13 protein-coding genes and 3 pseudogenes are annotated in these 21,913 nt (G+C 52.9%); 14 read left to right on the top strand and 2 right to left on the bottom strand.

Annotation, left to right across the window (positions count from 1 at the left end; all coding sequences use genetic code 11):
* Positions 1–66 precede the first annotated feature (66 nt).
* The 4 genes from SB786_RS33845 to SB786_RS33830 all read left to right on the top strand — a co-directional run bounded on the left by SB786_RS33845 (position 67) and on the right by SB786_RS33830 (position 7,186).
* Positions 67–3,120: a hypothetical protein gene (locus SB786_RS33845; protein ID WP_410731249.1), complete on the top strand. Its 3,054-nt coding sequence runs from the start codon at positions 67–69 to the stop codon at positions 3,118–3,120.
* A 684-nt stretch (positions 3,121–3,804) separates the two neighbouring features.
* Positions 3,805–4,335, top strand: a complete 531-nt coding sequence (locus SB786_RS33840) for a hypothetical protein (RefSeq protein WP_410731247.1) — start codon at positions 3,805–3,807, stop codon at positions 4,333–4,335.
* A 22-nt stretch (positions 4,336–4,357) separates the two neighbouring features.
* Positions 4,358–5,842, top strand: coding sequence for a hypothetical protein (locus tag SB786_RS33835; RefSeq protein ID WP_410731246.1), 1,485 nt, complete (start codon positions 4,358–4,360; stop codon positions 5,840–5,842).
* A gap of 342 nt (positions 5,843–6,184) precedes the next feature.
* Positions 6,185–7,186, top strand: coding sequence for a hypothetical protein (locus tag SB786_RS33830; protein ID WP_410731245.1), 1,002 nt, complete (start codon positions 6,185–6,187; stop codon positions 7,184–7,186).
* On the opposite strand, the gene SB786_RS33825 is transcribed toward SB786_RS33830, so the two are convergent.
* Entirely contained in the window at positions 7,132–7,323 is a 192-nt protein-coding gene (locus tag SB786_RS33825; protein ID WP_410731261.1) for an IS66 family transposase, read from the bottom strand. The two genes, SB786_RS33830 and SB786_RS33825, sit on opposite strands and share 55 nt — an antisense overlap.
* 273 nt (positions 7,324–7,596) lie before the next feature.
* Between SB786_RS33825 and SB786_RS33820 the strand changes: the two genes are divergently transcribed.
* The 4 genes from SB786_RS33820 to SB786_RS33805 all read left to right on the top strand — a co-directional run bounded on the left by SB786_RS33820 (position 7,597) and on the right by SB786_RS33805 (position 19,459).
* On the top strand, positions 7,597–9,273 hold the full coding sequence (locus SB786_RS33820; protein WP_410731244.1) for a contractile injection system tape measure protein: 1,677 nt from the start codon (positions 7,597–7,599) through the stop codon (positions 9,271–9,273).
* Between the two features lie 81 nt (positions 9,274–9,354).
* The gene (locus SB786_RS33815; RefSeq protein WP_410731243.1) at positions 9,355–11,490 is read left to right on the top strand and encodes an ATP-binding protein; all 2,136 of its coding nucleotides are present in this window, start codon (positions 9,355–9,357) and stop codon (positions 11,488–11,490) included.
* A 231-nt stretch (positions 11,491–11,721) separates the two neighbouring features.
* Positions 11,722–12,663 (top strand): DUF4255 domain-containing protein, encoded by a 942-nt coding sequence (locus tag SB786_RS33810; RefSeq protein WP_410731242.1) that lies wholly within the window; start codon positions 11,722–11,724, stop codon positions 12,661–12,663.
* An 862-nt stretch (positions 12,664–13,525) separates the two neighbouring features.
* The gene (locus tag SB786_RS33805) at positions 13,526–19,459 is read left to right on the top strand and encodes a hypothetical protein (protein ID WP_410731241.1); all 5,934 of its coding nucleotides are present in this window, start codon (positions 13,526–13,528) and stop codon (positions 19,457–19,459) included.
* 168 nt (positions 19,460–19,627) lie between these two features.
* Here the strand turns inward: SB786_RS33805 and SB786_RS33800 are convergent.
* Positions 19,628–19,879, bottom strand: a pseudogene (locus SB786_RS33800) (IS110 family transposase); the annotation flags it as partial.
* Here SB786_RS33800 and SB786_RS33795 point away from each other — a divergent pair.
* The 6 genes and pseudogenes from SB786_RS33795 to SB786_RS33770 form a co-directional block, all read left to right on the top strand.
* A pseudogene (locus SB786_RS33795) lies at positions 19,876–20,217 on the top strand (integrase core domain-containing protein); the annotation flags it as partial. The pseudogenes SB786_RS33800 and SB786_RS33795 overlap by 4 nt on opposite strands.
* An 18-nt stretch (positions 20,218–20,235) precedes the next feature.
* A complete protein-coding gene (locus tag SB786_RS33790; RefSeq protein WP_410731240.1) occupies positions 20,236–20,442 on the top strand; it encodes a transposase in 207 nt (68 codons plus the stop codon).
* A gap of 82 nt (positions 20,443–20,524) precedes the next feature.
* Entirely contained in the window at positions 20,525–20,887 is a 363-nt protein-coding gene (tnpA, locus tag SB786_RS33785) for an IS66-like element accessory protein TnpA (protein ID WP_410731239.1), read from the top strand.
* Complete coding sequence (gene tnpB, locus SB786_RS33780) at positions 20,887–21,234, top strand: IS66 family insertion sequence element accessory protein TnpB (protein WP_205790479.1); 348 nt, start codon at positions 20,887–20,889, stop codon at positions 21,232–21,234. Before tnpA ends, tnpB begins: the two co-directional genes overlap by 1 nt.
* A gap of 29 nt (positions 21,235–21,263) precedes the next feature.
* Positions 21,264–21,509 (top strand): annotated as a pseudogene (locus tag SB786_RS33775) (transposase domain-containing protein); the annotation flags it as partial.
* A 68-nt stretch (positions 21,510–21,577) separates the two neighbouring features.
* Positions 21,578–21,811, top strand: a complete 234-nt coding sequence (locus tag SB786_RS33770; RefSeq protein ID WP_410731237.1) for a transposase — start codon at positions 21,578–21,580, stop codon at positions 21,809–21,811.
* Positions 21,812–21,913 lie beyond the last annotated feature (102 nt).

Here is a 21,913-nt window from a genome sequence, read left to right as displayed (position 1 = left end):
AGCGAGAGAGCTGAGAACTGGTCAGCGAGCGCTCGAACATCGACCGAGAACGGGACAAGAATCATCATGGCGGATATTTCGGCAGTAAGTGAGCAGGAACAGGGCTTCATCCATTTCGACGCATTGTGGTCAATCGTACAGGATGCGATCGCGGTGTATGGCGGGAAGTGGTGGACCGAGCGCGGTGAGCACGATCCGGGGGTCACACTGTTGCAAGCGATCAGTTTTGCAGTATCGGATCTCGCATATCGGCATACATTGCCCTTGAAAGACTTGCTGACTCCCGAAAGCCGGTGGCAGGCAGAGTCGCATGTGCTTGGGGATCAACCCATTACGAACCTAAATCATCAAGGTGGGATTTTTGCACCGGAGTTTGGACCAGAATGGGCGCTGACGTGTGGTCCGGTCACACTCGACGATTATCGGCGCGGGGTGCTTGACCTCAGGACAGGATACGGGGTCTTTTGTTTCCGGGATGTGCAGATTGCGCGGCTCCGTTCTAAGGAACAGTATGCATATACCTATGACGAGAAAAGCTACACGTTTCAGTTTGCCTCGAAGCAGAGCGATCCCAGAGACATCCGGCACGTAGCGGGCGGATACCAAATGTGGGTGACCTTGAACGCAGACGTGGATCCTCAGGATGCGCGTGAGGTATTAGTATCGTATCTGAAGGAGAACAGAAATCTGTGCGAGTGGGAAATCACACGCATCACTTTCGTCGGCCGTGTGCCGCTCATATCAGCTAAACAAAGCTTCAAAATGGTTTTGGAACTCGAGGACGATACGCCGCACGCAAAAATGGCGGAGGTGATCGCCGAGGTGGTGCTGGCTGCCGACGACTGGCTACTGCCATGGGCTGTGCGCGATACTGCGCGGCGCCGCATTGAGCAAGGCGAGCAGGCCGAAACGATCTTTGATGGGCCGAAATTGACGAATGGCTGGATCGTACGCATGCCTCCGGTCTTGGTTTCGGAAGACGGACAATTCCCGAGGCGGGAATTGTGGTTGCGGGATCTGGGACTTTCCGTGATGGGCGTACCCACCATCAAGAGTGTGCAATGGCTCGGTACGGATGATAAACCGCTGTCAACAGCGTCCCTGTGGGTTGACAAGAACCAGCACGGGTATTTGTGGTTGAAGTGCGATGGCACGCTGGATCAATCTTGGGACAAGTCACTGCTGGTGCGAAAACGTGGCCAACCAATTCAGATCAAAACTGACGATGTGCAAGATGCGTTGGATCGCAAGCAAGCAATGCGCGGGGAGGACAAACAGCAGCACGCGGAACCGCGCAAGATAGATGTGGGTCGATACCGGCACCCCGGGTATTACCAAACCGCCGGCGGTTTGTTGCCATCGGTGTATGGGTTGCAGCAGGAAGCCGATCGACTTGAACAATCGGCGTGCCAGTTGATCCAGTTTCTGAGACCGTTTGAGCAGATGTTGGCCGATACGGCAGATCAGTTGGACCAGTTGCCGAAGCTACTCGCATTCGATGGAAGGGATCCGTGTGCGCGAGTGTGGGGCGCCGCTGATTGGCCGAAGTCCACTGAAGATCCGCTGGCGAGTGGTCAGACTAGTCGCGTATTCGCTCAACAGCGAGATAAAGCTACTGTCCTTGATAGGCTGAACGACCATGTTAAGAGCAGTGCAAAAGACCCTGAAAAGGAGCTGGAGATTCTGAATTATCTTCTCGGCTACTTTGGTGAAAAGAGGGCCGAGCGCACCTTGCTGGCAGCAGAGGAGAAGGAGTTTTGCTCCGTTCAGCAGGGCTTTTTGCGGCACATTACTCGAGTCGGATACGAGCGAGCAGCGATCAGTATCAGCAAAATTTCTGCATTGCAACGGCGAATTTCTGCGAGATTGGGGATTGGGTCGAAGCTGTTTGATGAGCAGCTACAGCATGGCGATGTGTCGCTTCCGGACAAGATACCGTTCTTTGTTATTGAAAACCACGAGTTGTTGCCGTCTCCGCCTTCGCTGACCGATGTAAGCAACGAAGATTGGCCGCAATCTCAAACACTTGTCGGAACGCCGACATGTTCTATCTCGAATAATGGGCGCGATAAAGATAAGAAAATTCTTTCAATGAGGTTGAAAGGTGCGGCAGCTCAATCGTTAAAAGTTGGGCAATTGATTGAGATTAGACAGATACCCGTCTCACAGGTTGGTAACCGTTTTGACAGTGAGCCAATTTTAGCGATCGTGATTCACGGGATAGCAAAAGAAACCGAATCGGTAACCGCAACCATTTATCTTGATGAACATGCACGCTTGGAACGAAGTCTCAAATCACTTGAAAATGTATCAACAACGTGGAATTGGAGGTTTAGCCGGACATGGCTGAGCCCCATTGTTTATGATTTTAAATATCAAACTGCACCGACTTCACCGAAAAGCCCAACGGTGACCCTGAAAGTTGGGCCGTCGTTTCCCGTCACGCTCGGGAAGGATGATCAGCTGTTGTGTCGACCGAAGGCACGTTGGCACATCTTGTCAACGCCGGCGGAGCTCCACGGCAGCGACATAAATGGGCTTCCCGATATCGTGATGAGAGTTGAAAAAATCGATATAACTCATGGAACGATTGACGTGACGTGGATCGCTTCCGGGAAGCTCCCGATAGTGGCTGAAAGTGGGAAGGGCGATAAGCCTAATCTCACATCTGAGCCAGTGGAATGGCCAACAATAGACGCCCACAAGTATGGCTGGGCAGTGCCCTACAGCGACGACGCCTTCGCGTTCACGGTGAGCGTTGTTTTTAATCGAAAGTGGCTCAAAGACCGAGGCAATTCGGTCGAGTTGAATGAGTGGATCAAGAAAATTGTTCGGGATGAAGTGCCGAGTCATCTGATGGCTCGAATTTGTTGGCTGGATGAAGATGCATTTTCGACCTTTGCAAGTGAGTACCGCGCATGGCAAGATAACGGTCGTCCAGTAGGTGATCGTTCATATTCATTGTTGAGATTTTTAGGAATTGGTCAACGCCCGGCGGACGCGCGGACTGGAATTGGGTTTGTTCAAGTGGCAAAATCGAGTGAAGCGCAACTCATAAAAAAAATGACCGATGGTTATCCGAAACCGTATGTCGATGCACAAGTTGTATACGTGGCGTAATTGGATGTATTGACGTGAAATTTTGATGGCGAAATTGATGTGAATTTTGCCTATCCTGTTCGCGCCAAATATAGGTGATTGTCACGTCTAAGGAGGCATTAATTAAAAGATGTCCGCGCCGCGTCAGTTGCATGAAGACTTGCGGAGTTGAGATAATTTTTATGCCCAAATTGATTTGGCACCTCAATCCGATTTCCTGTAATGTCGAGTTGAAGATGTGCAGTAGATGCACCGTGGCAAATCTGCGGCGTGGATGATTAATGGTTCTTTGAAAGTGGATAACCATTCCTCATGTGAAGGAGTGGACGTTCTTGTGGCTCGCCCACGCCTGGATCGGGGTGCCATCGTCCGAGAAAGAACCTTGGCTTGTCGGTCGAACTTATGGTTTCGATAAACGTTTCGATTACTTCGTACCTGAGTAGGTGTTTGCGATTCTTCGAGAACGCCGAGTGAAGCCGCGTCTTCGATCCGGACTGACGAAACAGTGGGTTGCGTGTAGTTGCTCCATCAGCATGCGCGCTCCCTGAATACCGAATAAAAATGTGCGTAAGAACTTCTGACGCGCATTCAAGGCCGTGGCTGCTGTCTGTGTAGGTCGAGCTGGGCACCCCATTGGCATAAAAATGAATTGTGCTTTGCGATTCTGATTCATTGTGGTGGCGTTTGATTTGGGAGGGTATTGAAATGAGTGGAAATGTAAATTCCGACGAACTTGAGAATCTAAAGGATAATTTCAAGAAGAAGTGCATTCCTCTTGAGGGGGATTTCATCAAATTGATTGATTTGGTGTCAATGGGACCCGAGTTGGGTGATGGATTGGCCCGTAGCGCAGATGACGAGGTGCTGGAAATTTCACTCGCGATTGCAAGCGGGCTGAAGGGAAAGGCATTGGCTGACAATACCCTAGGATTGTCTTGTGCTTGCAATGGGGGGATGACAACGGAAAATGGTCCACTTGCTGTTCAATGTGGAAACGAATTTGATCTGAATAATTCTGGATTATCGCTAAAATTATTTGATCCACTCAATGTGACGAATGAAGAGCTATCCGTAAAATTGGGTAAAGGTCTATCGTGCAGCGATACCTTTAGGCTCGATCTGGATTGTCAAGCGTTTCGGGTTGACGAAAATGGTGTGTTGCATCTTCGATGCAAAGAAAATGGGGGGCTAAAAATAGTTGACGGGTGCGTGGTTATTGATATGAATGTGACGTAGCAAAATAATTCGGAGGTCAATTATGAAGACGCGGGAAGATTTCATTAATGCGCTGAAAAATAATTTCAAAACGGGGGCCACTCCTACGGAGGCGGATTATATGGCGCTAATTGAAATGGCGGCTGTTGGCCTAAAAGCTCTTGGGGTGCCTGTTGATTCACTTGATCCCACAAAAGCAAGAGTTGGTGCTGGGCTGAAATACGCAAATGATAGGAAATTGACTCTCCTCTTGGCAAGCAAGAGCGGGTTGGCGTTAGACGGCGGATTGAAGATTATTGGGGGGGCGGGAATTGCTGTCACGGAGGCTGGAGTCGGTCTTAATGTGAAGGCTCCACTTACGGTTGATAGTGATAAGCCCCTCCGGTTAAATTTCAATCCCCCTCTTGAATTGCAACGGAGCGGTACTCCGGAGAAAGTTGGCCTTGGTGTGAAGCTCGACAAGTCTGGAGGGCTGGCAGTCGGCGACCATGGTCTGAAAATAAATCTTGACGAAAATTACTCCGGCCTGAAGATTGACGGGAATATACTTAAGATCAAGTGCGCTACGGGGGAAAATTTACTTACCATCGGTACAGCTGGCCTGCAGCTTACGGAAGTTGGTTTGAATAAGCTCAAAACTAATTTAATGGAATTGAGGTCGGCGTGTGACGCGCTCTTGACATATAAAACAAGTGACCCCGCTGGCGCGCCGAGTGATGAGACGTTGAAGATTCCGTTGACAGGCGCGCTGCAGCATACCCTGAAAAGAGCTTTGGATGCAGCTAGTATGGGTAGTGGTGAGCTCCTGGGTTGGTCGCGTTACATTACAAAACACCTTGAGGATGCACTAAACGTAGCTGTTACTCAGTACAGGCAGCTCAATACAGACGCGGTGCTCAATGAATCTCGCCGATGGAGCGGAATATTGGCGCGCGCGTTGAAGCAAGCGTACGACTTGGGTAATTCCGCTGGTGCCTCGGCTGGTTCCTCGTCTGGCTATTCGACCGGCTATTCGAGCGGTTCCTCGGCTGGTTCCTCGTCTGGCTATTCGACCGGCTATTCGAGCGGTTCGTCGGCAGGTTCCTCGTCTGGCTATTCGACCGGCTATTCGAGCGGTTCCTCGGCTGGTTCCTCGTCTGGCTATTCGACCGGCTATTCGAGTGGTTCCTCGGCAGGTTCCTCGTCTGGCTATTCGACCGGCTATTCGAGCGGTTCCTCGGCAGGTTCCTCGTCTGGCTATTCGTCTGGCTATTCGACCGGCTATTCGAGCGGTTCCTCGTCTGGCAGTCGTAACGGAAAGGAAAAAGTACAGAGAGAGATAATTCACGCAATCAAAGATGGTTGGATCGGTAGTGGCTTTAGCTCGTCTTCTTTGCCGGATTTCAATGGAAATTGGTCGAAAGCTAGTCAAAAATGTATCGCGAGTGGACCTAAGGATGGTAATCATTTTACTTGGGATGAGCGTGGCCACTATGCCTACCATTTATCTTATAATTTGTTTCATGTTCAAGATGTTCTTAAAGATTGATGAATATTTTATTGTGGGTAACTCAGGAATGGCGACACGCCAAGGCGCGGAGTCAGCGATTATGTTAATTTGTTCTAGCCAGAACAACGTATCGGGGCGCACCTCGACTATCTGTCACGCACAGCATTCGCATGGTGAGATTGTCTGTAGCAGGCTGCTGCGTATCATGTTGGCTTCCAACCGACCTCGAGCTGTGCTTCGCGACATTGATGCAAGGCACGCGAAGCTGAATGCGGGTGAGCTTATCGCGTGCAACGACTGCGGCTGGTCCTCGGTCGTTCAGCGCTTTCGGATGACTCTAGCGTCACCGCCGAGTTGCGTCCGCGGGACACGGGAGTGCCCATGAGAAAGTTGATCCTTCGCAACGGCCAGTCTCCCGGCGACATCCTAATGCTGACCGCAGCCGTGCGCGACCTGCATCGGTTCTACCCTGGCAGGTTCCGGACCGACGTGCGCACGCCGTCCCCGGATATTTGGATGAACAACCCCTACATCACACGCCTCGTCGATGCCGATCCAGCAGTCGAGACGATCGATTGTGAATATCCGCTGATCAATCGTAGTAACGACACGCCGTACCACTTTCTCCACGGCTTCATTGAGCATTTGAACGAGCGGCTCAAACTGGAGGTGCGTCCTACAGAATATCGCGGCGACATTCACCTTTCAGGCCTCGAGAAGAGCTGGATTTCCCAGGTACACGAAATTGTCGGCAGGCCAATTCCATTTTGGATCGTAGTCGCGGGTGGCAAGTACGATTTCACGGCCAAGTGGTGGGATCCTCTGCGCTATCAGGGCGTTGTCGACCATTTTGCTGGGCGCGTGTTGTTCGTCCAAGTTGGAAGTGACGACCATTTTCATCCGAGGTTGCGCGGAGTCGTCGACCTGCGTGGCAAGACGAGTCTTCGCCAGCTGATACGTCTCGTTTACCATTCGCAGGGCATTCTATGCCCCGTCACGATGATGATGCATATGGCAGCCGCAGTCGAATGCCGGCCCGGCATGCCGCATAATCGACCGTGCGTCGTCGTCGCGGGAGGTCGCGAGCCGCCGCATTGGGAGGCGTACCCACATCACCAGTTTCTACATCGCGTGGGCGCACTGCGCTGCAGCGATAACGGTGGGTGCTGGCGGGCACGTGCCATCCCACTTGGCGATGGCGACGAGAAGGACGCGCCGGAGCACTGCTGCATCGACGTGGTCGGCACGCTACCACGCTGTCTGGATCTGATCACGGTAGCGGACGTCATTCGCGCGATTGAGCTCTACTTCACCGGCGGTGCGGTGTCTTATCTCACGTCGGAGGAGTGGTGCAGCGTAGAGGACATCATTTTGGCTAGCTGAACAGAGCTCATAGCGGTTGCAGCGCGGTGGCCGGGGCGCAACGAGCTGGTGAGCGGCCAAGCGTTACGGCCGATAGAAATCGGGCGGATCTGGTTTTCACAACAGTTGTTGTTGATCGGGACGTTCGGGTCATCGATACGCCCGAAGAAGCAATGGCCAAGGAATTGGAAAAGGCCGGGTTATCTCGACGTTGCACATGATTCTTGAGACCACCCGTTCGAGGAGTGTCGCCGCGGGGTGCTTGACCTCACGAAAATGAAAGGTGAGTTCATCATTCGAGACGTACTGATTGTGCGGCTCCGCTCTGAGGAGCAGTCCGTAAGTCGGCATGCTCGTATGCCGTACTGGAAGCGGCGTTTGAATCCGACTAATCTGCTGTATGGCGCGAATCAATGGAGGCAAAGGCAACAATGAGCGTATTAGGTCAATTGCGGTTCCGACTGCGGGCGCCGGCCAGCACGGCGGATGTGCTCCAACAACGCTGCAGCACATGGTTTCACTCGCAGCTGCGCGCACCGCTTGACACGCTGCTTGCCCCCCTCGATGAAGCGTCTGGCGGGAGATTGCACATCGACCGCCTGATAGTCGATGTCGGCGAGATTCCGTTGTCGCGGTTCGAAGCGGTGATGAGCGAGCGAGTGCTGGCGGAGATTGCCCGGCAGCTACGCGCGTACCTGTCAGAGCAACAGATGGATGCACGTCGACAAGACCGGCAGGATGACCGGTCGGACAACGCTCCGGCCGAGCAGTTGGCGTTGCATAACACAGCGGCCCAAAGGGAGGGAGTAACGGATCGTGATCACGCACTCCGTCCTGGATTCGCACAGCTATTGCGCTTTCTGGACACCGGTTACGGAAGCGACCCGCAGGTATGGACCGACAGAAGCCAGCGCGATCGATGGCTCACGGACATGCTCACTACTGCCGAAGCTGGGCCGCCGCGCGTCGAACTGGCATTGCGCTGCCTGGCACCACGGGCGCGCCAGCGTCTGATTGCGACATTTTCCGAAACGGCGCTGTCGACGCTGATGAGGTGGCTGGTGGCACCGACGCGTCTGCCAATCCCAGCACCCTTGAATGAGCCGATGTGGTGGTCACTGATTGCTCTCTTCACGCTTCAGCAGCATCACATTGCGACGCAGGCGGTGCTATCACGCATACCCTCCGTATCGTCAGTGTCGTCCGAATTGGCCGTATCGCCGTTGCTCAATGAGTACGCAGCGGCACGGGGGTTTGACCACGAAGTGACACTCAATACATGGTTCACGAGGCTGCTGGCCGAGCCGTTGCCAGCACCGCTACGTGCGCATCTGTCCGCGTGGCTGCGCGAACCGGTGTCGACAAACCCGATAACGACGCGTCTCGGCTGGTTGTCCTCGCGCGTCCGCCAGCAATTGGAGGTGGTGCTTGGTTTGCCGACACCACATCTAATGGAAAACGTCAACTGGTCGCGGAAGGATGCGTTAGGCGATACGGGAAGTGACGCGGTAGCGGTACGTCGCCTACCGGACGCACGTGCGCATGCCGAGGCGACGCAAGATATGTTGACACTCCCTGCCTCCGGAACACAGCCCCGCCTGCCCGATGCAGCGCCGTGGCCCGTGGCAAATGCAGGCTTGATATTACTGTGGCCGCTCCTGCCACGATGGTTCAACACCCTGGGTCTGGTCAATGACGGTCGCTTCGTGGATGACGCCGCACGCTGGCAAGCGTTGGGTTGCCTGGACTGGCTCGCGTGGGGCGACCCGGAGCTCGCCGAATGGCGTACGCCGCTGAGTCGCTGGTTGTGCGGGATCCCATGGGACGCACCGTTCGATCCGCAACCTGTGTCAGCCGAGCGGCAGGACGACCTCGATACGTGGCTAACGGCGACGTTCGCTGGCCTGCCACTGCTGAACCGGTGCAGCGTGGGCGATCTGCGGGCGTTCTTTTTTCAACGAGCCGGTACGCTCAACGAAGTGGAGGACCACCTGACGCTGTCGGTCGAACCGGATGCAACTGACGTGCTGTTACAGGGCTTGCCGTGGCCCCGCACGCAGGTGGTTTTGCCATGGCTGCCGGGGCCGCTTGCGATCGATTGGCCATGATCAGATGCCCAGACAACAGGAGCGTGTGACTGCACTACGGCGAACTGGCAATGTATTGCACGAATATCAGGTGAATTTTTGATGAACGCTGATCTGAATCTGATTACAGGACCTCCGGTCCGGACGACACGTACAAAGCGCGCTCAGCAAACAGCCGAGCCATGGGCAGAGCTTACTCCCTGGCTCGCAATCATCGACGATCTGCTGCAAAAGCATCTGGCTTGCCAACAGCAGCGCGGCGATGATCGCTTTGACATCCAAGGCATTCTGCGGCCGTCTGAAGCGCTCGATACGCCGGTCTCGTCGCTAGACTGGCTCATTACCGCGCACACCGACCCACCGATCGCCTTTCCAGTCGCGACCGGGCGACTGGCACACGTTGTCAAACAGTTTGCGCTATCGCCGGTGGAGGTAGGCGCCCTGATGCTGAGCTTGCTGCCGTTGTTCGAGCCGCGCTACGGCGCGATAATCGCGTACCTCCAGGGTGAGGAGCCAGGCAATTGGCCGTCCATCGATTTTGCCTGCCTGTTGTTGACTCGTACCGCGTCTGAGCGCGTCGCCCTGCGTGCAGCCCTATGGTCCCACGAAGCTCCGCTGCGCCGCCACGGCTTGGTATTGTCCGCGGAGCGTTCGGGCCGCGTATCGCAGCGCGACGACGCTGTCTACTTGCGGCCGTCGGAATCGGTATTTCTATATCTGACCGGACAACCGCAAATTCTGCCGAAAGCGCTCGTCGACGTCGGGGACTGGTTGACGCCGGCTGGCCCGGATCCGCGCGTCGGTTTGCCGGACTGGCAGGCGTTTGGGGATCGTCTGGCAGACTGGTGCTGGGGCAAGACAAGATCAGCCACACCGATCGTCTTGCTGCAGGGCGGGCATGGTCGCGAATCATTGCTGGCGTACCTGGCGGCCGAAGCCCATACGCGTGCATTCGTCATGAATCTGGAGATGCTGCCGGATGACGAGCCTGATGCATGGCCGGTCATACTCGCGGCATTGCACGTGACGCGCTTAACGGGCGCCACGCTGGTCTTGCGGCAATTCGCCGCCTTCGAACTCCGCTATCCGCGACTGCTAGAAGCGCTGGACGGTCGAGTCGCGAATCATGGCCAACCGGTGATTGCGCTGACGAGTGAGGCCGAGTCGGTTCGTGGCTTTGCGGGCTTGCCGCGACTGCGGCTGAGCATGCCGGCACGTTCGCACAACGCGGATGTGTTGCTCGTTGCCGCAGGCCTGGCCGACGTTGGCCACAAGTCGGATACATCGCAATTAAGTGCCATGCTCGCACGCACGCGGATCAATCCGGATGTGCTGACACAAACGGTGTCCGAAGCGGATGGATACCGTCAGCAACGCGGCACGGCCCAGCACTTGTCAGAGCTGGACGTATATACGGCACTGCGAGTGCGGGCGCAACAGCACTTCGGGGCACTGGCGCAGCGGATCGAGCCGCGGCGGCGTTTGGACGATCTGATCGTCGGCGAGCCCCTGCTTGAACAGCTGCGCGAGATTCTGGCGGCAATGCGCCAACGTGAAACTCTGCTCGAGCAAGGGTTTGCGGCTAAGATCGCCTATGGCACCGGGATCAGCGCGTTGTTCTACGGCGATTCGGGGACTGGTAAGTCAATGGCAGCGGAAGTACTGGCTGCGGAAATGGGCCGAGACCTGATTCGGGTCGATTTGTCGACGGTGGTGAACAAGTACATCGGCGAGACCGAAAAGAACTTGTCGAAAATCTTCGACATGGCGACGGCCGACACGGGTGTGTTGCTGTTCGACGAAGCCGATGCGCTGTTCGGAAAACGCAGCGAAGTGAAAGACGCCCACGATCGACACGCCAACATTGAAGTGTCGTACCTGCTTCAACGATTGGAACACTACCCGGGGCTCGTGGTGCTGTCGACCAATAACCGCGGGCATCTTGACGACGCGTTCACTCGGCGCTTGACGTTCATGACGCGTTTCGAATCGCCGGACGCGACGCTGCGCGAGCGAATGTGGCGGTCAATCTGGCCGCAGCATGTGGCCGTGTCCGAGGACATCGACTGGACACACTTTGCACGGAACGTGGAATTGACGGGGGCCGGAATCCGCAACGTGGCCCTCCTGGCGAGCTGGCTGGCGGCGGAAAGGGAGCGGGAGGTGCGAGCATCGGATATCGAACGGGCGATTCGACGAGAACTGGGCAAGACGGGGCGAATTATGCCGCGGCTGTAAAACATCTAAAGTCATGGGAGCCACGCGCTGGTGTGGCATATAACTGAATCGTACATCCGGAGCGGGAAGCGACTGCGCAAGGAGCACGATGTTGCGTAGATCCACAGGTGGTCGCGGACCGGAACAACCATGGTAACTAAGCGAAGCGAATCGTCATCGGAAGAGTCTGGGCAGAGTAGCAGTGCGAGTGACCGCGAGACGGAACAGGGGCAGGAGCTGGAGCTGAATCTAATGGCGACCACCCTGGGCGTAGATGAAAAGCTTCTGGAGCTGAACGATGAGATTAAAAACGCAATCGAATTGTATTTGCCTGGCAGTAGTATTCAAATACGATTCGACATTCCAGATAAGTCTGATCCGCCGAATGATCCAACGTTATGCGTATTCCTCTACGATATACAGGAAGATCTCGAACTTCGACACGGGCAGTCCAGGATGTATGACGTAACTTCCCAGCGGTTTGCTCCTGGCCAGGTGAGCGTTCGGTGCTGTTATTTGATCACATATTGGGAATCGAGAAATATTCCTGATACGCATATGGGCCCTCGTAGCCAAAGTATGCTTGTAATGAATTTGGTGCTTAATGCACTTTTGAATCTTAAGCTGCCGAATATTGCCCCGACATTCAAGAGAGTCATTGCGCCATCAGAACATTTATCAAGCTTGGGTAATTTCTGGCAAGCACTGGGCAACAAACCCCGACTTTGTCTGAACTTTGCGGTGACGGTACCTATTGCGCTACGGGGGGCAGCGGAAGAGCATGTCGTACCGGTGATGTTTCCCAAGGACGAACTTGTCCTGCTCGGTAAAACTGGCGACACGCAAAGTCCGGCAGAGCACGTAGCGAAAGAGTTGCTGGCCACTCTGGTCAGCGCGTTGCAACAGGCGGGCCAGCAATTGAATCTGCCGCTGGAGCCTGCGATGTTTAAGGCGCAACTGGATTCGCTGAAAATTGCATGTTCGCTGGCCACCAACGGAAAATTACCGACGGAGAGATCTCGCACGGGAGGATCTTGGGATGTGCGGGTCTCTGGAATTCTGGCCCCAGAGCTGAAATCGTATGCGACGACTACGATCAACAACTGGAAACAAATGACACCGCATTCGGATTTCAAGATTGAGCAAATCGATACAACTGGTCTAGCGGAGCTTCTAGTACCACCAGTGAGTTGAACCGATGCTACTTGATCTCCATGATAGGAGAATGCGCTGAATAGATCTTTTATAGGAGTAGCGATAGGACTACATAGAGTCAGCGTGGGACACGGTTGATCGCTTCACGAAGCGAAAAAGCAGGAGGATTTCCAGGTGGATGGGCTGGATGGCGTGCGTCGAGCGCGCTACAGGCCCCGGTGGAAAAGGCCGAAATCGATGCCGAACATACATATCACACAGTCCGTGACCGCGGCACCGTATAGAGGGCCGGTTGACGTCGTAGGGAAGGACTCGGGATGTGAAAACGCGCGGCTGATCTATTGAATATGCGAATCCGTTGAGTGGGGCCGGAATGGAACGGACAAGGACGTGCGGCGAAAATTATACAAAATTCCAAAAATGTGGCCGCAGGCCCAAGAGGGACCGCTGCGGATTCGATTGATTACGAGAGTTCTGACTTTCCAGAATATGCAGCTTGGCGTAGTAAGGATCACTACGTGGATTAACTCTTACGATTGGCGATGGGCGGTGGGCGAATCGCAATTCTGTCCACGAAGCACCAAGCCTCAGATTCGAGTGGCTGGAAGATGCTGCGGCCATTCTCGTGAAAAATGCATCGGGCGATGCTGTGGATTATAGCGAACTCGATCGTCGAAATTCTCAGGGAATTGTGTTCTGCGGAAAAAATAGCCCGCCTTGCCGGGGAGGATGAACCTCACGACACGATATGAAAGATTAATAGCCGGCTGAGCCCGACGCGACACAGGCGCTGCCAGAGGCGTCTATTCGGCTGCCGGTGCGTTGGAACGCTTTAAGCGGCGATGCGTGGGAAGCAGATAATGGACGTTGAGAAGGGAATTTTCTGAATGGGAGAAAGTAAATGAGTGACCTACAGTCTGAAAAGAAGGTACCGAACGTCAAGCGACCGAAAGCGACAGATGACGACGTTGAAGAGGTGCCGTCGCGAACATCTTTCCTTCACAATCCAACGAATCCGGTTGACTCGCGCGCGCTGGATATTTTCCGGAACTCGATGCTGGAGAGTCTTCCAAAATGGGAAGAATATATTTTAGACGGCCGGAATAGAAAATTAAATATCCGAGGGCTGGATGACCTACAAAATGAGTTGGTAAATTTGACGAAAAAATACGGAATCTTGATTGGTATTGACAAATTTGTTGATGACACTTGGGTTTTTATAGAAAAATCAAGAAAAGCAAAAAGCATATTCGACAACGCCGATGGCGATCTAAAAGATATAATCGAAACAAGCGAGGCAACTCTAAGCGCGATTGCCAATGCGTTAACTTTATCAACAACAAATATAAATCAAATATATGAAGTTTTCCATCATGGTTACTGGGGCGAAGTTAGACTGAACCTGGAAAACAAGCTGGCATTGGGCGCGATCGAATCGCTAGCACATTTTCCGGAAAAGGCTACGACGGCAGATCATGAGCAGATGCGATTGGATATGATTGAATATGGAAAACGCGCCTTGGCTGATTCATCAATGGAACTTCGAAGCGCGGCAAAAAAAGTAATAGAGCTGGAAATTAGCTCATTGAGAGAACGCGCTAGCAAAAGCTGGAAGGAAGCTGCGGGAGAAATGATGTGGGCTGCGGTCGTACACCAGGAAGATCTTATTTACGACTTTAGAGATACTACCCTGGCGAGGACCTATCACGTAGACATGGAACCAGTAGCGGATGCGATCGACGTGGGAAGCTCACTGCTTGATAGAGCGCGCGGGATTCTTGAATGGGCGGCTAACGAAGTTTACCATCCGAATTCCAAGCTGGTGGAGATACTCGAAAATCCACCACAAGCGGTGGCTAAAGGGCTTCATAAAGTGAACAAGAGGTTAATGGAATTAGATAGAAAGGTATATAAATTCAATGAAAATAGTCTTGATGCGGTAGGGCGAACAGGACATGCAGCGTGGAAAGGTCTGGGTACGGCGACGGCGAAAGTGGGAAATTTTGGAATTAAAGCATCGACGAAGGTGAGAGACGTGCTTACCATGGACGGAATGGCGGCTATAGCGGAAGGAATGTCAAAAATTCCAGACGCTGCACGAAGTCACTACGCGAAAGGTAACGAGTACTTGAGGAGGTCGAATAACAGGGATTTTACGAAATTCAAGATATCCAAGGGCAAGATGAAGTTATTTTTCTCGCACCCTAGCATGGATGATAAGGAAATGAACGCCGCAATACGATCAGCACTAGTGCCATTATCATCAGCGATACAAAGGCTTGATCTTGCCGCGACAGAGTTTATTTCTTTCGTTAAGGAGTCTAAAAAATCAATAAAATTATCAAAAAAAAATCACGCTCAACGAGCCGAGAGAGCGCGAAATATATTGAACCTGAAAAGTCTGGGTAGAGAGAAGGCAGCTATAGCAGCCATGCAGAAGGCTGAAACACCGGAGGCGAAGCGCAATATTCTGATCGAGATTGCACTCTGGGCGGCTGTGGATGAGGTAAAGGATACCCTGAAAAAAGGCGGGAAACCGGCACGCAGACAGACGGATGACGGCTCAGCTACTCCGGTTTCGCTTCAGGCTGTCGCGCAGAACCTACGAAGAAGCGTAGATCTAGCGGAAGGGCAGGTTACCGAAAGCGCGTTTATTGCTGAAATGGAGGCAGTGGAAAATAATATCCCGCCAAATAGACGCTCTTTGGCGGAAGAGAAGCTGGATAAGCTCGCCGAGAAAATTAAGCCAGAGATACACGGAGGCTCGATGGCCATTACCTTTCTCAGAGAGGCCGCCGAGGCTGCGGACAAATCCGACTATAAGGCGGCATTGGAAAACGCTACAGCGGCAAAGTATCAGCTCGAATTGATAAAGGCTGCAATCAAGGTGGAAGTTTCTGACGCGGCGGGTGCATCATTAAATAACTTTACTCGCCGCAACCTTGGAGCAAAGGGGGTGGGATCGTGGGCACATGAAGAAAAAACGGCATATCTGAAAGAGCATCCGGAGGCGGACCCGAAGGCCGTTGATCGTGCGATGGCGAAGGTGCGCGGCGAGATAGCGCTTGCCTTGGTGGATAAGGACGACGATCCAAACGGGGTGTTGATGGCGAGAAGGATTGAACTGGCGATCGAAGAGGCCGAGAACGACGCCATCCTATACCCACCAACACCCGAACAAATATTGAACCAATCCCTACCGCCAATGGAATACCTGTTCCAGTGGGCCGAGAAAAAAATGAGCACTGATGGAGCATTTCTTGCCGTCATGTCCGGGGTAGGGATGGGTATTGACGCGCTGGAGTATCTGACAACGATTCGCAGGAAGAATATCCTGCGTCCCCGCTTTGGCTGGGTCAAGATACTTGCCTCGCCGTACACGATACTGGCGGGAAGGCACGCAATCTTAAAGGGGGTCAAGCTAGGCGAGGATATCCCGCAGGATGTGCTCGACAATTTTTATACGAGACAGGTTTTTATGCTGGCATTCCGGACATTAACGACTGTTTTGCCGTCCGCAGCTAAATTTTATTTGGCATTCGGCATAACCGCCGCAGGCCTGGTTTCAGGGAAGAGATCCCCTGTGGATTTCGTAAATAGTATTAAAAAGAGGCTTTCATCTGATCTCCTCTTCGCGGGTGGGTATGCGGGTCTAAATCTCGCAGCAATGGAGTATCTGCCTTCGAGCGTCGACGTCGGAATGACGACACCTGAAGATGTGAATTTATCAGCCAGTGACCAGCAGACTCTGACAGCTTTGAATCAATCCAATGTCACCGATTCCGGTACAGATAACACGCCCGACATTCCTGCAGATGAAAATTCAAAACGACCTCCCAAAGTGACCCGAGATACCGGGAGAGGAAATCTGTCCGTGGGAAGTTCAATGCAGGACACCCGAGAAGTGGACTTGGAAGATGAGGCGCTAAATACCAAAAACACAAATCAACTTGCAGACTCTGAGTTGCGGAGAAAGTTTATCGAGCACGAGGTTGATCCCAATCTTATTAATATCCCGATGATAGTTTACTACACTGACCCTATAACTGGAAAATTCGAAAAGAGAACAATAACTCCACTTCAATACGCGACTGGCAGCTTTCTCCCAAAGCATTCTCAAGCTCACATATCCCATGCAATTGCATGGCCGAATAGAATACCTGAACTCCTGAGGAAAGATCTCACGCGCGGGATATTTAATTCGACCGCAAATCGGTTGAGGGCCGGTCATCTGACGGAAAAAAACAGGAGCTTAGGCAGGCATATTCTGGAAAAGATAGCTCGCAACCCCAATGGATCGGGACTACGTTTCGATATAGATAGCGCAATATTTCTAGGGAAACCTCTGAGGCTTTGGAGTTCCATATCGAATAACTGGGGCTACACCCTACCGAATTGCCTTGTTTTTAATAATATCGTATATTTTGAGAATTCAAACATTTGTCCGATTGGTATAAGTAAATTAATAATCGACTCTAAAAACAATAATCTTTCACCTGAAATAAAGCAGGCGTTGCTCGATGGGATGAAGCCAGCTGACATAGAGCTATGGAGAGGAAATACAAGGAATTCTGACGAGATATTTTCGGACATTCATGTATCGTTCGATGAATATTATCAGGGATCTCTAGATACAGCGATCGGTGCGGCATACCGGTCGGCAGCAGCGGAAAATTTTGACGAAAGCGTTGTTAGGCGTTTTTCACCGTTAGCAAATCATGCCGCAACCGAGGAAACCAGAAGGGCGGATGCGCATTTCAGATTTAGATTGATTTACGAGATCGAAGACGAGCGGGTGCGAGATAGATTTCTCTTTGGGACAGCTTTTCCGGGTATCAAGGATATTTATTCGGCCGCGAGGGATGCCCTTAATGAAATATTAATTGAGCATGGTGAGAATGTTATGACGCCAGATACGGAAGTATGGATTGAATTGCCGATATCAGGGAATTTCACCGATGATGGAAAAACGGCAAATAGGAAAAAAGTTAAACTTCTCGACTTGGCACGCGGAGTTCACACAACGGAAAATATTAAAGTATTAGGTTTGGCGAGAGCGGGGGCGCAAGACCCTTGGGTAGACAAGATAGACCCCTTCCCGGAAACAGTGCGAGATATTTTCACATCAGAGAGTAGCAAAGATGTTATTTATCGCACCTTTAGACGGAGAACGCTTGGCGTTACCGATAAGTTGGAAAGTAAATTAAAGGTGCGGTCAAAGAGACTTTCTACGCCGGAGTCAATGGTGTTTCGCAAACTATTGATCAAGGGTAGCATTAATGGCATTTTGGACAGACTTTCCAGCGAACATCCTGAGCTGACGGAGCTAAAAAACGCAGCCGATGGAAAGACGGCCCTTCATCTTCTTCGCTATAATAAAGAAATTATAGGGAACATCATTGCCATCCAAAAAAATAGCGGCGATTTTATTCTGGTTGATATTGCACTAGGAAAAATTATAACGGCTCATTCGCTTAATGAAATTAATGGCGGCACCGACAAAGAAATTGAAGATCATAACAAAAAGATTGAAGCGTTTGTAAGGCCGCACTTGAGGATGAGAGATCAGGCGAAACTTAAATCTAACTCGTTGGCAACGAAAACTTATAAAGCGCACGCAGGGATATTCGTTATTAGTAAAGATGAATTTTCCGTGAGCTGGCCAACCGTTAGTAGTATGAATGCGCTTGGGGTAGGCAAATCTATTGCAGAGTCGTTTAGAGGGACGAGTTCGGATTTATCCGCTAATTCTCATGGACCCGCAGATCAAATATCCGACAAACTAGCTCAAACACAGATTGACTACGCTGAAAAAAATATTGAGTACCTTTTAACCTCGGAGAGCGAGGTGTGGAAGAGAGATGTTGTGACACCCACGAGAGAAATCGTGCAGAACACTCAGCTTGCTATGTTGGGAGTTCCCCCAAATCCGTATACTACACCGATTGGCCTTGGGTTGTCGGCATTGGTAGCTGCTCTTAGTATAGTTGAGGGTGTCCTAGAGGAGGACGTGGATAAAAAATACGAGCACTTTGAATCTGCGGGTTTTGAACTCGTGGCTGCTGGATTGGGGTGGAAGATCGGCGCTGGAGAGCGCGTGGTTAACCGGGTTCGCGACAGCAAGCGCACTAATAAACTGCTGGATAAGCTGACTGATTGGATCGTCGAACATAAAGTCGCCAAGCATACCATTGGCAATATAACAGAGAACACAATAGACAATATGTGGGGTACGCTTGACAACATGATACAGAGAAGTTGGACCGATACGGCAACCGGGAGCAATCCGTGGACGTTTCTTGAAAAATTTCTTCCCCACGACACATTGCCGCAAGGCGAAAGCCGAGACCCAGCTTCCGAGCAATCTCAGAATTACGACGCGGTTCAACTCGCGGACGTCACAAACCATATTCCGGAACCCAATTCGCCGTCAGCTACTGATCAAAGTCGCAGTCAGACTAACGGATATGCACATACCCAATTAAATTCGATCGAGATTCCACTCGACAAAGAAGGAAAACCAGACGCAAAACGAGTGGTTGATGAAGCATTCGACTTGGCAAAAAATCCGGCTTTTCGCAATGGAGACTACTCGGTGATTTATATTTACATATCCAAAATTTATTATTCACATGGCGATGAAGAGTGTCGTTATGCACTTCTTGATATTATTTTTGAAATCCGAAAATTGGGGGGTGGACAATTAAATTTTCTTAATGAATTGGAGCGCAAGATAGAATCAGGGGAAGATTATTGGCCTTACTTCAAGGATAACGCAGCTCTTTTGCAAGAACACATGAGAGCAACGGTTGCGGTTGGGCAAATAAAACGATAGATTCGATAGTCTTGCTTTGTCTTCATAGTGCATTATGCATTTTCATAATGCGGAACGGCATGAGCCATGCATCAAATTGACGAAGACGGCGAGTTTTTTGGCAAGCGCTCGTAGTCGGGCGCGAGCCTGCGAAAGCGGTTGACCCTGGGGGTGCCCCTATGTCCTTCGTCAAGCGTTAGGGGCGGACTTGGGTTGGTAAATGGTGCCGTCGCGCAGCATGGCGAACAGGACGTCGCAGCGTCGCCGTGCCAGCGCGATGAGCGCTTGGTTGTGGCGCTTGCCCTGCTGGATCTTGCGCGAGTAATAGGCCCGTGAGACTGGATCCCGTAAGGCCGCGAAGGCGGATAGGAACAAGGCGCGCTTGAGCACCTTGTTGCCGCGTCTGGATGGATGCTCACCACGGATGGATAAGCCTACCCGCATCCATCACGGTCGACAACGGGTCGGAGTTCGCTGGTAAGGTGCTGGATGCATGGGCCTACGAAGCCGGTGTCACGCTGTCGTTCATTCGGCCTGGCAAGCCGGTGGAGAATGCCTATATCGAGAGCTTCAACGGGCGCTTCCGCGACGAATGCCTGAACGAGCACTAGTTCGTCTCAATGCGTCACGCCAAGAGGCTGATTAAGGAATGGCGTATCGAGTACAACACCGAGCGGCCTCATAGTTCGCTCGGCTATCTGACGCCTGTGCAGTTCGCTCGGGCGCACGATGCAAAGCAGCAGTTTTTAACCTCGGACTCTAACTGCAGTTCGGACTAAAACCGGGGGCAGGTCATCATGAAGAAGAGCCGGTTTACCGAAGAACAGATGGTCACGATTCTGCGCGAGGCGGACAAGGCGCCAGTGGCCGAGGTGGCGAAGAAGCACGGCATCAGCGATGCAGACCATCTACAACTGGCGGCAGCATTTCGGCGGCTTGGAGGCGGCCGACATGAAGCGCTTGAAGCAGCTCGAGCAGGAGAACGCCAGGCTGAAGAAGAGTAAGCGTTGCCCCAGCACCGTCTGTTCATGACGGTTCATAGACGGCAATCTGGTCCCCACCAAAATGTGGTGGGAATCAGAAAAAATGGAAATCAAGGCGCGGGGTCGGCGACCAGGCTCCAGGAATTACACGAAGGAGTTCCGCGCGCAGGTTGTAGCGGAAACGCGAGACCCGACGCGCTCGATGGCAGAAGTCGCGCGCTCGCATGGCCTGAATGCGAACCTTGTGTCGAAGTGGCGGCGAGATCAGGACCGTGCAGCGACACCCGCATCCGCACCCGCCGAATTGTTCCTGCCAGTTCAGATGGCATCGCCGCCGGTACCGGAGCCGATCGGATCGTCGGGTCTGGTCGTCGAATATCGTGGCGTACGCGTCTGTTTCGACGGCAAGCCGGAGACCGATGTACTGAGGCTTGTACTGACGAGCTTGCTGGGAGCGGGTTCGTGATGCTGGGCCTTCCCACCGGGACACGTGTGTGGCTGGCCGCTGGCGTGACCGACATGCGCTCCGGGTTCAACAGCCTGGCCGCGAAGGTGCAGACCGTGCTCGAGCGAGACCCATTCAGCGGCCACGTGTTCGTGTTCCGCGGCCGACGCGGCGATCTGGTCAAGATGCTCTGGTGGAGTGGTGACGGCATGTGTTTGCTGATGAAACGGCTCGAACGCGGCCGCTTCATCTGGCCGCAGGCGGACGGAGGTGTCGTCTGCCTGAGCCAGGCGCAACTGTCCATGCTGCTGGAAGGCATCGATTGGCGTCAGCCGGTGCGCACGGCGGCGCCAACCTCGGCGTTGTAAACCTGCTGGCCGGCGCGTAGACTGCCGGCATGACGACGGCGAACGCATACCCGGACGACATCGAAGCGCTCAAGGCCCTGCTGCTTGAGCGCGATGCCCGCATCGGGCTTCTGGAAGACGTGGTCGAATCGCACAAGGCAGCAACGGCGACGGACAAGGCAGAAATCGAGCATCTGAAGCTGCTAATTGCGAAGCTGCGCCGCATGCAGTTCGGCCGCCGCTCGGAGAAGCTGGACCATCAGATCGAACAACTCGAACTACGCCTCGAAGAGCTGTAAGCGCTCGACACGTACCGTCTGTTCATGAGGGCACGGCACCGGCAATCTGATTCCCATCAGATGTAATGGGAATCAGATTGATGAAGCCAGTGGTGCATGGAAGACGACCGGGATCGAGGAACTACACGAAGGAGTTTCGGGAAGCGGTTGCTGCCGAAGCGAACGATCCGAATCGCTCGATTGCCGAGGTAGCGCGTGCGCACGGCTTGAACGCGCAATATGGTCGCGCAGTGGCGAAGAAGCTTACTCGATACGCAACCTGCATCGTCGGTACCAAACATCGCGCTGCTACCGGTTGATGTGGTCGATCTGCCTGCGAAGGACAGAGATGGCCTCGCAAATTCGGACAGTCGGATAAGTGAGGCGGCCAGGGCCTGAGCCGGCGATAATGCCGGCCAAGG

This window comes from Burkholderia sp. SIMBA_062 (genome assembly GCF_046534765.1).
Taxonomy (GTDB): domain Bacteria; phylum Pseudomonadota; class Gammaproteobacteria; order Burkholderiales; family Burkholderiaceae; genus Burkholderia; species Burkholderia ambifaria.
The sequence above is the reverse complement of the archived record's forward strand: the minus strand, read 5'-3'. Positions and strand labels throughout refer to the sequence as shown.

Excerpts from the sequence above, each read along its gene's own strand:
- SB786_RS33845 (WP_410731249.1), top strand. The coding sequence starts at position 67 with ATGGCGGATATTTCGGCAGTAAGTGAGCAGGAACAGGGCTTCATCCAT.
- SB786_RS33840 (WP_410731247.1), top strand. The coding sequence starts at position 3,805 with ATGAGTGGAAATGTAAATTCCGACGAACTTGAGAATCTAAAGGATAAT.
- SB786_RS33835 (WP_410731246.1), top strand. The coding sequence starts at position 4,358 with ATGAAGACGCGGGAAGATTTCATTAATGCGCTGAAAAATAATTTCAAA.
- SB786_RS33830 (WP_410731245.1), top strand. The coding sequence starts at position 6,185 with ATGAGAAAGTTGATCCTTCGCAACGGCCAGTCTCCCGGCGACATCCTA.
- SB786_RS33820 (WP_410731244.1), top strand. The coding sequence starts at position 7,597 with ATGAGCGTATTAGGTCAATTGCGGTTCCGACTGCGGGCGCCGGCCAGC.
- SB786_RS33815 (WP_410731243.1), top strand. The coding sequence starts at position 9,355 with ATGAACGCTGATCTGAATCTGATTACAGGACCTCCGGTCCGGACGACA.
- SB786_RS33810 (WP_410731242.1), top strand. The coding sequence starts at position 11,722 with ATGGCGACCACCCTGGGCGTAGATGAAAAGCTTCTGGAGCTGAACGAT.
- SB786_RS33805 (WP_410731241.1), top strand. The coding sequence starts at position 13,526 with ATGAGTGACCTACAGTCTGAAAAGAAGGTACCGAACGTCAAGCGACCG.
- SB786_RS33790 (WP_410731240.1), top strand. The coding sequence starts at position 20,236 with ATGAAGAAGAGCCGGTTTACCGAAGAACAGATGGTCACGATTCTGCGC.
- tnpA (WP_410731239.1), top strand. The coding sequence starts at position 20,525 with ATGGAAATCAAGGCGCGGGGTCGGCGACCAGGCTCCAGGAATTACACG.
- tnpB (WP_205790479.1), top strand. The coding sequence starts at position 20,887 with ATGCTGGGCCTTCCCACCGGGACACGTGTGTGGCTGGCCGCTGGCGTG.
- SB786_RS33770 (WP_410731237.1), top strand. The coding sequence starts at position 21,578 with ATGGGAATCAGATTGATGAAGCCAGTGGTGCATGGAAGACGACCGGGA.